Origin of the sequence: Alkalicoccus luteus (assembly GCF_012034335.1) — a bacterium.
GTDB classification, from domain to species: domain Bacteria; phylum Bacillota; class Bacilli; order Bacillales; family Salisediminibacteriaceae; genus Alkalicoccus; species Alkalicoccus luteus_A.
On sequence record NZ_JAATHJ010000021.1, the window covers coordinates 43,552 to 55,695 of the forward strand.

The 12,144-nt window shown below is 52.0% G+C and carries 11 protein-coding genes and 1 riboswitch; all 11 genes read right to left on the minus strand.

Annotated elements, in window-relative coordinates:
• Positions 1-16 precede the first annotated feature (16 nt).
• The 11 genes from purH to purE are packed head-to-tail and all read right to left on the minus strand — an operon-like array spanning position 17 to position 11,383.
• Entirely contained in the window at positions 17-1,552 is a 1,536-nt protein-coding gene (gene purH / locus HCN83_RS12575; protein WP_168007845.1) for a bifunctional phosphoribosylaminoimidazolecarboxamide formyltransferase/IMP cyclohydrolase, read from the minus strand.
• Positions 1,531-2,136, minus strand: coding sequence for a phosphoribosylglycinamide formyltransferase (purN, locus tag HCN83_RS12580; RefSeq protein ID WP_168007847.1), 606 nt, complete (start codon positions 2,134-2,136; stop codon positions 1,531-1,533). The genes purH and purN overlap by 22 nt, the downstream gene beginning before the upstream one ends.
• Positions 2,133-3,167, minus strand: a complete 1,035-nt coding sequence (gene purM, locus HCN83_RS12585; protein ID WP_168007849.1) for a phosphoribosylformylglycinamidine cyclo-ligase — start codon at positions 3,165-3,167, stop codon at positions 2,133-2,135. Before purM ends, purN begins: the two co-directional genes overlap by 4 nt.
• Before the next feature lies 1 nt (position 3,168).
• Positions 3,169-4,593 (minus strand): amidophosphoribosyltransferase, encoded by a 1,425-nt coding sequence (gene purF, locus HCN83_RS12590; RefSeq protein WP_168007851.1) that lies wholly within the window; start codon positions 4,591-4,593, stop codon positions 3,169-3,171.
• Positions 4,569-6,794 (minus strand): phosphoribosylformylglycinamidine synthase subunit PurL, encoded by a 2,226-nt coding sequence (gene purL, locus HCN83_RS12595; protein ID WP_168007853.1) that lies wholly within the window; start codon positions 6,792-6,794, stop codon positions 4,569-4,571. The genes purF and purL overlap by 25 nt, the downstream gene beginning before the upstream one ends.
• Positions 6,778-7,461: a phosphoribosylformylglycinamidine synthase subunit PurQ gene (gene purQ / locus HCN83_RS12600; RefSeq protein WP_168007855.1), complete on the minus strand. Its 684-nt coding sequence runs from the start codon at positions 7,459-7,461 to the stop codon at positions 6,778-6,780. Before purQ ends, purL begins: the two co-directional genes overlap by 17 nt.
• Positions 7,458-7,715: a phosphoribosylformylglycinamidine synthase subunit PurS gene (purS, locus tag HCN83_RS12605; RefSeq protein ID WP_168007857.1), complete on the minus strand. Its 258-nt coding sequence runs from the start codon at positions 7,713-7,715 to the stop codon at positions 7,458-7,460. The genes purQ and purS overlap by 4 nt, the downstream gene beginning before the upstream one ends.
• The gene (purC, locus tag HCN83_RS12610) at positions 7,712-8,422 is read right to left on the minus strand and encodes a phosphoribosylaminoimidazolesuccinocarboxamide synthase (RefSeq protein ID WP_168007859.1); all 711 of its coding nucleotides are present in this window, start codon (positions 8,420-8,422) and stop codon (positions 7,712-7,714) included. The genes purS and purC overlap by 4 nt, the downstream gene beginning before the upstream one ends.
• A gap of 29 nt (positions 8,423-8,451) precedes the next feature.
• Positions 8,452-9,750 carry an adenylosuccinate lyase gene (gene purB / locus HCN83_RS12615; protein ID WP_168007861.1) on the minus strand — a complete coding sequence of 433 codons (1,299 nt, stop codon included), beginning with the start codon at positions 9,748-9,750 and terminating at the stop codon, positions 8,452-8,454.
• Positions 9,747-10,901, minus strand: a complete 1,155-nt coding sequence (gene purK, locus HCN83_RS12620) for a 5-(carboxyamino)imidazole ribonucleotide synthase (RefSeq protein ID WP_168007863.1) — start codon at positions 10,899-10,901, stop codon at positions 9,747-9,749. Before purK ends, purB begins: the two co-directional genes overlap by 4 nt.
• A complete protein-coding gene (purE, locus tag HCN83_RS12625) occupies positions 10,898-11,383 on the minus strand; it encodes a 5-(carboxyamino)imidazole ribonucleotide mutase (protein WP_168007865.1) in 486 nt (161 codons plus the stop codon). The genes purK and purE overlap by 4 nt, the downstream gene beginning before the upstream one ends.
• Positions 11,384-11,523: 140 nt before the next feature.
• Positions 11,524-11,625: riboswitch (purine riboswitch) on the minus strand.
• Positions 11,626-12,144: the final 519 nt, after the last annotated feature.

Here is a 12,144-nt window from a genome sequence, read left to right on the forward strand (position 1 = left end):
TCCTCCTGTCTGCCGATCAGTGCTTAAAGTGACGCACGCCTGTAAAGACCATTGCAAGACCGTGCTTGTTGCAGGCATCGATCGATTCCTGATCACGCTTCGAGCCGCCCGGCTGGATAATCGCACGGATTCCCGCTTCTGCGGCTGCTTCCACTGTGTCTGCCATTGGGAAAAAGGCGTCAGAAGCCATAACCGATCCATCTGCCCGTTCGCCTGCCTGTTTAATTGCGATTTCAGCAGCACCGATCCGGTTCATCTGTCCGGCTCCGATTCCGATCGTACGGTCTTCTTTTGCAAGCACAATCGCATTGGACTTCACATGTTTGACTACCTTCCAGGCCATCGCAATCTGCTCGAGCTCCCGGTCAGACGGCTTGCGGTCTGTTGGAATAGTCACTTCGATATCCTCATACGAGAGGGTATCAGTTTCCTGAATCAGCGCACCGCCAGATACTGTCGTTACACGGCTTTCTCCAGCATAGTGGCTCTCCATATCAATTTCAAGCAGACGGATGTTTTTCTTTTTCTGAAGAATCGCTAGTGCTTCTGCTGAGAAAGACGGAGCCAGAATGATTTCAAGGAAGATGTCTTTCATCATGTCAGCCGTTTCCGCATCGACTTCCCGGTTGCAGGCGACAATTCCACCAAAAATGGAGACAGGGTCTGCTTCATAGGCTTTGCTGTAGGCTTGAGCGATGTCTCCGCCAACACCGACTCCGCATGGATTCATGTGCTTTACCGCTGCGGCTGCAGGTTCATTAAAATCCCGGATGACTGCAATTGCGGCATCTGCATCATTGATGTTGTTGTAGGAAAGCTCTTTCCCGTGCAGCTGCTTAGCCCGTGCAATCGTAGCTGATCCTGCAAGCGGCCGCTCGTAGAAGCTGGCCATCTGATGCGGATTTTCACCGTAGCGAAGCGTCTGCTTCAAGTTATACGTTTTCGTCAGTTTTTCCGGTGCGCCTTCTCCGACGTGCTTCGTCATGTATTCTGCGATGAGCGCATCGTAGGCAGCAGTATGACGGAATGCTTTAGCAGCAAGCTTTTGACGATGTTCGTAGCTTAGCTCGCCGTGCTGCTCCAGTTCATGAATCACCTTTTCATAGTCGTCGCTGTCGACAATAACTGCCACATCTTCATGGTTTTTGGCAGCAGAACGAATCATCGACGGGCCGCCGATGTCGATGTTTTCGACAGCATCCTGAAACGTGGAATCCGGGTTTTCAATTGTCTGTTGAAATGGATACAGGTTAACGACGACAAAATCAATCAGCTCGATGTTTTCTGAACGGAGCGCCTGCATATGGGACTGATTTTCCCTTACGCCGAGCAGACCGCCGTGAATTGCCGGATGCAGCGTCTTCACCCGTCCATCCATCATTTCAGGAAATCCGGTCACTTCTTCAATTCCAATCACGTCAATACCTGCTTCTTCCAACGTTCGCTTCGTTCCGCCTGTAGAAATAATCTCGATCCCTTGTTCGACAAGGTTTTGAATAAACGGAACTATACCTGATTTATCCGATACGCTTACGAGTGCTCGTTTTGCCACGTGCTCTCACGCTCCTCTGCAGTTTTTCGCCAAGCTTCAATCGTTTCTGGATACAGTGAATGCTCAATACGGTGTATTTTAGCCGCGGTCGTTTCGTATGTATCCTCCGGTTCTATTGTAACAGGTTTCTGGGCAAGAATCGGACCTGTGTCCATTCCCTCGTCAACGAGATGAACCGTAACACCTGTCACTTTTACTCCCGCGTCGACGGCCTGTTCGACTGCCCGTAGTCCGGGAAAGGACGGCAGCAGTGATGGGTGAATGTTCATGATCCTGCCTTCGAAGGCCCCTAGTAAAACAGGTCCAATCAGACGCATGTAGCCGGCAAGAACGATTAAATCTACCTGTTGTTCTTTTAACAGCGCAACCAGCTCTGTCTCAAACGCTTTTTTAGATTCATAATCGGATGGAGAAAAGGAAAAGAGCGGCACTCCGGCCCGCTCTGCTCTCGTTTCCACATAAGCACCAGGCTTATCACAGACGACCTGGCACACTTCTCCTTTAATGATTCCCGAAACACATGCCTCCAGCACTGCCTGAAAGTTGCTTCCGCTCCCCGAAGCAAACACGGCAATCCGCATCATAATGGGAGCTCCCCTTTCCAGTTAAGCTGCCCGGATTCCGTTACGCGTCCAAGCAGGAACGGCACTTCTCCTGTTTCTCTTAACAGGTCTATCACGGTGTCCGTATTTTCTTCTGAAACAGCAAGCACCATGCCGGTTCCAGTATTGAACGTGGTGAGCATGTCTGTTTCGGTCAGGCTCCCTTTCTCACGAAGCCACGAAAAAACAGGCAGCTGCGGCTGTGCATCCAGCTGTATATCCGCTCCCGCACCATCAGCGAGCATGCGTGGAATATTTTCCGTCAGACCGCCCCCGGTGATGTGCGCCGCTGCACGGACCAATCCTTTATTATAAAGCGGCTTCAACGATTCGATATAGATTCTTGTCGGCTCGAGAAACACATCGGCATAGCTGCTCCCTGCAGCGAATGACGCCTCGTCTTCCCAGTTAGCTCCGCTATCTGCAATAATTTTGCGAACGAGCGAAAAGCCGTTGCTGTGAACGCCGGATGAAGGGAGTCCGATCAGGACGTCTCCGGCTTCTGCCTTTTGCCAGAGCGCTGATTTTTCGGCAGCCCCTACGGTGAAACCGGCGATGTCATATTCCGATGCACTGTACAGGTCCGGCATTTCTGCTGTCTCTCCGCCGATCAGCGCACACCCTGCCTGGCGGCAGCCTTCGGCTACGCCAGCTACGATTTGTTCGACGAGATCCGGATCGTTTTTCCCAAGAGCGAGGTAATCGAGAAAAAAGAGCGGTTCTGCTCCCTGAGCGGCAATATCGTTCACACACATGGCTACTGCATCAATGCCGATCGTGTCATGGCGGTTCACGGTCTGCGCAATCAGCAGCTTCGTCCCGACGCCGTCTGTGCCGGAAATCAGCACTGGTTCTTTCAGTCCGAGCTTACTCATATCAAACATCGCTCCGAATCCGCCGAGTCCGTCCATCACTTCCGGACGCATGGTGGAGCGGGCATGAGGTCCGATCCGTTTGACGCCTTCATAGCCCGCCTCGATATCGACTCCCGCTTTTTTGTACGCTTCCCCCATGCTATTTGCCTCCTAATACTTTATCGTAAGGATGATCTGCTTCCGGAAAAATTTCAGTCGGATACTCTCCGGTAAAGCAAGCCAGACACTGCCCGCAGTTCGGCATATTATCCGGTCTGCCAATCCCGTCCTTCAAGCCGTCTACGCTTAAATAAGCGAGTGAGTCCGCGCCCATTTCTTCACGAATATCTTCTACTGTCTTCGTAGAGGCAATTAATTCCCCTTTGGTCGACGTATCAATACCGTAATAGCAAGGATTGATAATCGGAGGCGAGCTGATACGTACATGTACCTCCGCTGCCCCTGCTTCCTTCAGCAGGCGGACGATTCTCCGGGCAGTTGTTCCCCGGACAATCGAGTCATCCACCATGACGACCCGCTTTCCTTCAACGACACCGCGAACGGCTGACAGCTTCATTTTCACACCTTGCTCGCGCAAAGCCTGAGATGGCTGAATAAAGGTTCTTCCGACGTATCGGTTTTTAATCAGTCCGAGCTCGTATGGAATCCCGCTCGTTTCGGCATAGCCGATTGCAGCTGAGATGCTGGAATCAGGAACTCCGGTGACGACATCTGCCTCAACCGGCGCCTCATCGGCCAGCTTTCTGCCGAGATTCTTTCGCGCCATGTGGATGTTAATCCCGTCTACGCTAGAGTCCGGACGTGCAAAATAGACGTACTCCATGGAACAGATCGACCGGTTCGTTGCGAGGGAAAAACGGTCAACGTGCATCCCTTCATCATTGATTGTAATCAGTTCTCCCGGCTGCACGTCGCGAACGTGCTCGGCACCGATGATATCAAATGCACACGTTTCGGACGATACAACGTACGCGTCGCCGAGCTTTCCGATGGCGAGCGGACGAAGACCGTTCGGGTCAAGTGCTACGATCATCGCATCTTCAACGAGACATGCGAGCGCATAGGCTCCTTTCACCATTGTCAGCGCATTTTTAATCGAATCCTGCAAATTCGGGTAGCCGCTTCGCTTTATCAGATGGGCAATGACTTCGGTATCCGACGTCGTCTGAAAAATACTGCCCTGATGTTCAAGCTGGTGCTTCAACGCTGTTGCATTGACGATATTTCCATTATGGGCAAGCGCCAGACTCGACGTCTGCGAGTTAAACAGCAGCGGCTGGCAGTTAATAAAATCACTGCCTCCTGCCGTTGTATAGCGAACGTGGCCGATCGCTCCATGGCCTTTCAGGTGCTCCAGGCTGTCTGTATTGAACACGTCGTTGACGAGTCCCATTCCTTTATGAATATTCAATTTATCTCCGTCTGTCACGACAATTCCGGCGCCTTCCTGGCCGCGGTGCTGCAGGCTGTGAAGTCCGTAATACGTGATGCTCGCAGCGTCTACGTGTCCCCAGACACCGAAAACACCGCACTCTTCATTCAGCCCTTTGATTTCAGCGCGCATGCGATCGCTCCTCTCCACTTCTCCTCCAGATTACGGATCTCAGTGGAAATGATCGTTTCTCCACTGCGGTTTCTGAGCGTCAGCTGCTGGTCGTCTGTAATCGTGCCAATTTCCTCCGCATCCGGCAAATAAGCAGCGAACTGCTCCTTCTGCTCAGCCGATACGGTAAATAAATAGCCTGTTCCTTCCTCAAACAATGCCGCTGTAACAGGCCCATCCGGAAGCGTCAGCTCCGCACCGAATGCTGTGCCGAAAAGCTTCTCTGCTGCTGCACATGCCATGCCGCCTTCACTGATATCATGAGCGGAATTCACGGCACCTGCCTGAATCGCTTTTAACACTTGCTGCTGCTGTTCTTTTTCTTCCCGCAGATCAATTGGAACAACGCGGCCGCTGTAGCTGCCCTGCAGCAGTTTTTGCAGCTCAGAACCTGAGAGCTCGCCGTGCACTTGTCCGAGAAAATAAACAGCATCGCCGGCAGCTTTCGCCTGCTGCGTCGTCACGTGATCCAGATCATGGATCAGGCCGACCATGCCGATGACCGGTGTCGGGTAGACGGCACCGTTTGCCGTTTCATTATACAGCGACACGTTTCCTCCAACGACCGGCGTTTGCAGCTCTCGGCACGCTTCACTCAATCCATCCGTCGAACGCTCCAGCTGCCAGAAAATCTCCGGCTTATCCGGGCTTCCGTAGTTGAGACAGTCTGTCACACCGAGAGGCTCGCCTCCGGAAACAACAATGTTCCGCGCTGCTTCCGTAACGGCACGCTTTCCGCCTTCGTACGGATCCAGAAACAGATAGCGGGAATTGCAGTCTGTCGTCATCGCGAGCGCTTTTTTCGTACCGCGGATGCGAACGACCGCTGCATCTGAGCCAGGGCTCACGACCGTGCTTGTCCGCACCATGTAATCATACTGCCCGTAAACCCACTCTTTACTTGCAATCGTCGGCTGTTCCAGCAGACGCTCGAGTGTTTTGGCTGTATCTACTTCCGGCAGAAATGGCTTCTGGGCCTGAAAAGCACGGAACGATTCCGGCTCTGTAGACGGCTTGTGATAAACCGGCGCCTCTTCTGCAAGCGCGTCAACCGGCACATCTGCTGCTGTTTCTCCTGCATGAATCAGCTCAAGGCGCTTCGTATCGGTTACTTCCCCGACTTCGACCGCATGAAGCCCCCACTTTTCAAACATCTCAATGAACTCCTGCTCGCTGCCCTTCTCCACTACAAGCAGCATACGTTCCTGAGATTCTGAGAGCATCATTTCGTACGGCGTCATGTTCCTTTCACGCTGCGGCACCAAATCCAGATTCATACGGATGCCGGATCCGGCTTTGCTCGCCATTTCAGCAGATGAAGATGTCAGTCCTGCGGCACCCATATCCTGAATTCCGACAAGCTTTGGATGCTTCGTCGCTTCCAGACATGCTTCTACGAGAAGTTTTTCCATGAACGGGTCGCCAACTTGCACAGCAGGACGTTTTGCCTCGGAATCCTCGCTTAATTCTTCCGACGCAAACGTCGCTCCATGAATCCCGTCCCGTCCGGTGGAAGCCCCGACGTACAGCACCGGATTTCCGATTCCTTTCGCCTGGCCTTTCTGAATATCTTTATGATCGATCAAACCTACGCACATAGCGTTCACGAGAGGATTGCCTTCGTAACCGTCATCAAACTGAATTTCACCGCCGACAGTCGGAATGCCAATACAGTTTCCGTAGCCGGCAATACCTGCTACGACGCCTTCAAACAAGTAGCGGACGCGCGGATTTTTCAGCTCTCCAAACCGAAGTGAGTTCAGCAGAGCAACCGGCCGTGCTCCCATGGAAAACACGTCGCGGATAATGCCCCCGACGCCGGTCGCAGCTCCTTCATACGGTTCTACGGCAGAAGGGTGGTTATGGCTTTCAATTTTAAACACGACTGCCTGCTCATCATCGATATCAATGATGCCGGCGCCTTCTCCGGGACCCTGCAGCACGCGCGGTCCTTCGACAGGGAACTTTTTCAGCAGCACTTTGGAGTTTTTGTAGCTGCAGTGCTCCGACCACATGACAGAGAACAGTCCGAGCTCCGTGTAGTTCGGCTTTCTGCCGAGCTCTTTCACAGCAAGCTGATACTCGTCAGCTGTCATTCCCATTTCTTCATAAAGACGCTGTTCTTCAATCATTTCCGCGGATGGTTCACGAAGTAACTGCATGCTTTTCCCTCCATTGCCTTACGATAGATTCAAACAAACGGCGGCCGTCCTCTGAGCCGGTCAGGGCTTCTACAGCACGCTCCGGGTGCGGCATCATGCCAAGAACGTTGCCTGCTTCGTTTACGATACCTGCAATATCAGCGACAGACCCGTTCAGAGCTGCCCCGTACGTAAATACAATTTGATCGTTCTGTTTTAGTTCCTCAAGCTGTGTCTCGCTGCAGTAATAGTTCCCTTCTCCGTGTGCAACCGGAATTTGCAGCGTTTCACCTGCTTCGTAAGCGCTCGTGAACATCGTGTCTGCTTTTTTCACCTGAAGCGGTACGGTGCGGCAAATAAAATGAAGGTCCTCATTGCGGCGCATCGCTCCTGGAAGCAGACCGCTCTCAAGTAAGATCTGAAAGCCGTTGCATACGCCGAGCACAGGCTTTCCTTCGGCAGCTGCCTGTTTGACTGATTCCATCACTGGAGAGAAGCGGGCAATGGCCCCGGCCCGGAGATAGTCTCCATAGGAAAACCCTCCCGGGAGCAGAATGCCGTCAAAACGGTCCAAATCGGTCTCTGTATGCCAGACGTACTCTGCCTGTTCTCCTACGGCATCGGTTACAGCGTGATACATGTCGAGATCGCAGTTCGATCCCGGAAACACGATTACAGCGAACTTCATGTGGAGACGACCTCCTCCACCTCAAAGCGGTAGTCTTCAATCACCGGATTGGCGAGAAGCTTTTCACACATTTCGGTAACTTTCGATTCAACTTCTTCCGGTGCTGCCTCCAGCCGAAGCTGAAGCATGCGGGAGATGCTGACAGATTCTACTTCCCCGTATCCGAGTTTATGAAGAGATTCGGTTACTGCCGTACCCTGCGGATCGAGTACGCCTTCCTTCCACGTTACGTAAACTGTCACATCATATGTCATGCTTCATGACCTCCTAGTCGGGATAAAATCGTTTCATAGCCTGTCTGTAAATCACCTTGACCAAATCGGAACAAATCTTTATCAAAGGAAGCGCCGGTTTCTTTATCCCACAGCCGGCATGTATCCGGTGAAATTTCGTCTGCCAGCAGGATCTCGCCGCTGCGGCGGCCAAATTCCAGCTTAAAGTCCACGAGCGTAATACCGGCACGGTCAAACAGCTTTGAGAGCACGTCGTATACGCGGAGTGCCAGCTGTTTCATCGTATCAAGCTCTGCAGGCTTTGCCAGCTGCAGCAGACGGATGTGCTCATCATTGAGAAGCGGATCTCCTAGTGCATCGTCTTTGTAGTAGCATTCCACGACCGGCGGGTCCATGATCGTTCCACGCTCCAGGCCTGTCCGTTTTACAATGCTTCCTGCAGCGATGCGTCGGACGACCACTTCAAGCGGCACGATTTCTACCGGATGCACCAGCTGTTCTGTGTCAGACAGGCGGCGGATGAAGTGGCTTGCAATTCCTTCTTCCTGCAGCCGCTCAAATATAAGCGAGCTGATCTCATTGTTGAGACGTCCTTTACCGGTAAGCACTTCTTTTTTCTCCCCGTTAAAGGCAGTTGCATCATCCTTATAGGCAATACGCAGAACGTCCGGATCTTCTGTTTCAAAAATACGCTTCGCTTTCCCTTCATACAGACAAGCAGTTCCCATTACGGCATCCTCCTTCAAGGCGCTGTGGATTATCCTTCAAGACCGAGTCTGGCAAAAATCATATCAACTTGCTTTAAATGGTGGCGGTAGTCAAAGCAGTCATCCAGCTCAGCTGCACTGAGCTTTTCGGTAATCGATGCGTCGGCTTCGATCAGTTCCCGGAACTGGCGTCCTTCCTCCCATGCCTGCATCGCTTTAGGCTGTACCAGATCATACGCTTCCTCCCGGCTCATGCCTTTATCAATCAGCGTCAGCAGGACTCGCTGGGAGAAAATAAGCCCGTACGTACGCGACATGTTTCGTTTCATGTTCTCAGGGAAGACTGTCAGGTTCTTCACGATCCCGGCAAACCGGTTCAGCATATAATTTAAGGCGGTCGTAGCGTCCGGCAGCATAATCCGTTCCGCTGACGAATGGGAAATATCGCGCTCATGCCAGAGAGCTACGTTTTCATATGCTGTAACAACATGGCCTCGTAAAATCCGTGCGAGTCCTGTCATATTCTCTGATCCGATCGGATTTCGCTTGTGCGGCATGGCCGAGGATCCTTTTTGTCCTTTTGCGAAAAACTCTTCCACCTCACGCGTTTCGCTCTTTTGCAGCCCGCGAATTTCAACGGCCATCTTTTCTATCGATGCACCAATCAGTGCAAGCGTGGAAATATAGTGTGCGTGGCGGTCACGCTGAAGCGTCTGCGTAGAAATGGGAGACGGCTCCAGTCCGAGGCCGCGGCAGACAAACTGCTCCACGAACGGATCGATATTGGCATACGTGCCAACTGCACCGGAAAGCTTGCCGACGCGAAGCGTTTCTTTTGCCTGCCGGAAGCGCTCCAGATTTCGCTTCATTTCCTCATACCATAAAGCGAGCTTCAGACCGAACGTCGTCGGCTCGGCGTGAACGCCGTGCGTACGTCCCATCATAACCGTATGCTTATGTTCCTGAGCTTTATTTTTTAAAATATCAATGAAGCGGATAATGTCCTGTTCAATGATTTCGTTCGCCTGAAGCAGCATGTACGACAATGCAGTGTCCACCACATCCGTTGACGTCAGGCCATAGTGAACCCATTTTTTCTCTTCTCCAAGCGTTTCGGAAACAGCGCGAGTGAACGCAACGACATCGTGACGCGTTTCTTCTTCAATTTCTAAAATGCGGTCTACGTTAAAGGAAGCGCTGCGACGAATTTCCGCTGCATCCTCTTTCGGAATATCCCCGAGCTCCGCCCAGGCTTCGCAAGCGAGAATTTCAACCTCGAGCCATGCCTGATAACGGTTTTCTTCATTCCAAATCTGCTTCATTTCCGGTCGCGTATAGCGTTCAATCATCGTTTTGTGCCCCCTGTAGCTGCTTCTTTCCATACTGGACTTTCATCGAGCTCGTGTAACAGAGCTTCCGGATCGTCTGTCAGGAAGGTAATATGTCCCATTTTACGATTGTGCTTTGCTTCTTTTTTTCCATATACGTGCAGATGACCTGCCGGCAGCTGATCCAGTTCATCCAGACAGGGCTGCAGGTGCTGGCCCAGTAAATTAACCATGACAGCCGGCTTCAGTAAGTCTGTGCTGCCGAGCGGCAGGCCGCAGACAGCCCTGATATGCTGTTCGAACTGCGACGTCTCGCAGGCATTGATGGAAAAATGTCCTGAATTATGCGGTCTTGGTGCAATTTCATTGACGTAAAGCTGCTCCCCTTCGGCAAACATCTCTACTGCAAGCGTACCGGTCAATTCCAGTGATTCTGCCAGACGGCGGGCAAGCATATCCGCTTTTTCTGCCAGATTGTCGCTGATTCTTGCGGGCACGATCGTACGGTGGAGTATACCATTGCGGTGCTCGTTTTCCGCTATCGGAAAAATGGCCATCTCACCGGACGTGCTTCTCGTCATAATGACGGAGAGCTCCAGGTCGAATGCAATTTTCTTTTCGAGCACGAGTGGCGCTGCTTCCTTTAATTCTTCCCACGCGGTGTGAAGATCCGACTCCGATTGAATCACCGCCTGACCTTTCCCATCGTAGCCGCCCCGGGTTGTTTTGAACACCGCCGGCAGGCCGATGGATGCGACTGCGTCCTTTAACCCGGCATACGTGTAGACAGCTTCCCACGGCGCTGCCGGAATACCGAATGACTGAACCGCTTCTTTTTCCTTTAAGCGGTCCTGGCTGATCTTTAAAAGTTCACTTCCCTGTGGAAGATACATATGTTCTTCGAGGTACGCTGCGGTTTCAGCGGTAATATTCTCAAATTCATATGTAAGTACATCGCAGACTTTTGCAAGTTCAGCTGCACCTTGCTGATCATCATAACCGGAAACAATTTCATCGTCAGCGATCATCCCGCACGGAGAATCGGCAGCAGGTTCCATGACCGCAATGCGGTAGCCCATTTCACGAGCGGACAAGGCCATCATGCGGCCGAGCTGTCCACCGCCCAGAATACCGATTTTTGCCGGTGGCAGCAGTCTTTTTACGTCTTTCATACGAGATCCCCCGTTTCCAGAACTTCCTTTTCCTTTGCATCCCGGCGGGCCTGAAGCGCTTCACGTAAAGCAGGATCATGGACAGCAAGCTGCTGTGCCGCGAGAAGACCTGCGTTAATCGCACCGGCTTTTCCGATTGCAACGGTCGCTACCGGAACTCCCGCAGGCATCTGTACGATCGACAATAGAGAATCCATGCCGCTGAGCGCCTTGGACTGCACCGGTACACCAATTACAGGAAGCAGCGTTTTGGCAGCTACCATTCCCGGAAGATGCGCTGCTCCTCCTGCTCCGGCAATCAGCACGTGCAGACCGCGGTCTGCTGCTGCTTCTGCATAGCGGAACATTTCGTCCGGTGTACGATGAGCCGATACAACCTTCGCTTCAACCGGCACGTTCAGCTCCTTCAACGTCTCCACCGTATGTTCCATCGTTTCCCAGTCCGAAGTGGACCCCATAATAACGCCGACTTTTGCTCCCATAACTTCCTCCTTCAGCAGTAAACAGTCATAAAAAAAGTCTTACCATCCACCTGCTAGACGGCGAGAGACGGTAAGACACAGAACTGTCAGATAATTGGACATGCTTTCTGCCGCATGGCAGCACATCCCGGTCTGATCCAGCCGGGTATCTCGTCCCTCATAGTCCGCTGATTTACGGTCAGCAGGTAGAAACTCTCAGGCCCTATCCCTGATATTATATGAGGTTTCGTATGAATCTACGCTAATCATATCAATTTTCGACAAACAGAGTCAACTATTTTCGAACATTAAACAGATGTTAATTCTCCATCGTTCGTATTTTCACGTTTGCTGTAAAAAGCGCCTTCAGAGCGTTTTTTCAATTTGTGCACTGGTTCAGATGTGGATCGGCATCCTCGAGCTTTCCCTACCTTAAAAAGAAGATTTCGGCCGGACGCCGAAAGGCAACCGCAGTCAAGTCCAGCTTTTGGTGTAAAATCCTGTACTCTGTTCTTAAGACATCGGAGACTGTGGTGCAGAAGAATCGACTGGAGGAGGAGTACTTGCTTCGGCCTTGAAAAGTAATTTAAGTCAGACGGAAAGCAACTTAACGCGACGTGAAACGAACATAACGACTGACAAAAGGAACACAGCAGTAAGCGTCAAAGAAACCGTGTCCGAACAGTGTGAAGATCGAGCAGGAGAACATCAAAAAACGGGCAGCCGCGGGGATCTTCCCGGGGCTGCCCGTTTTGGGCTTACGGCGAAACAGGGCGTCGACC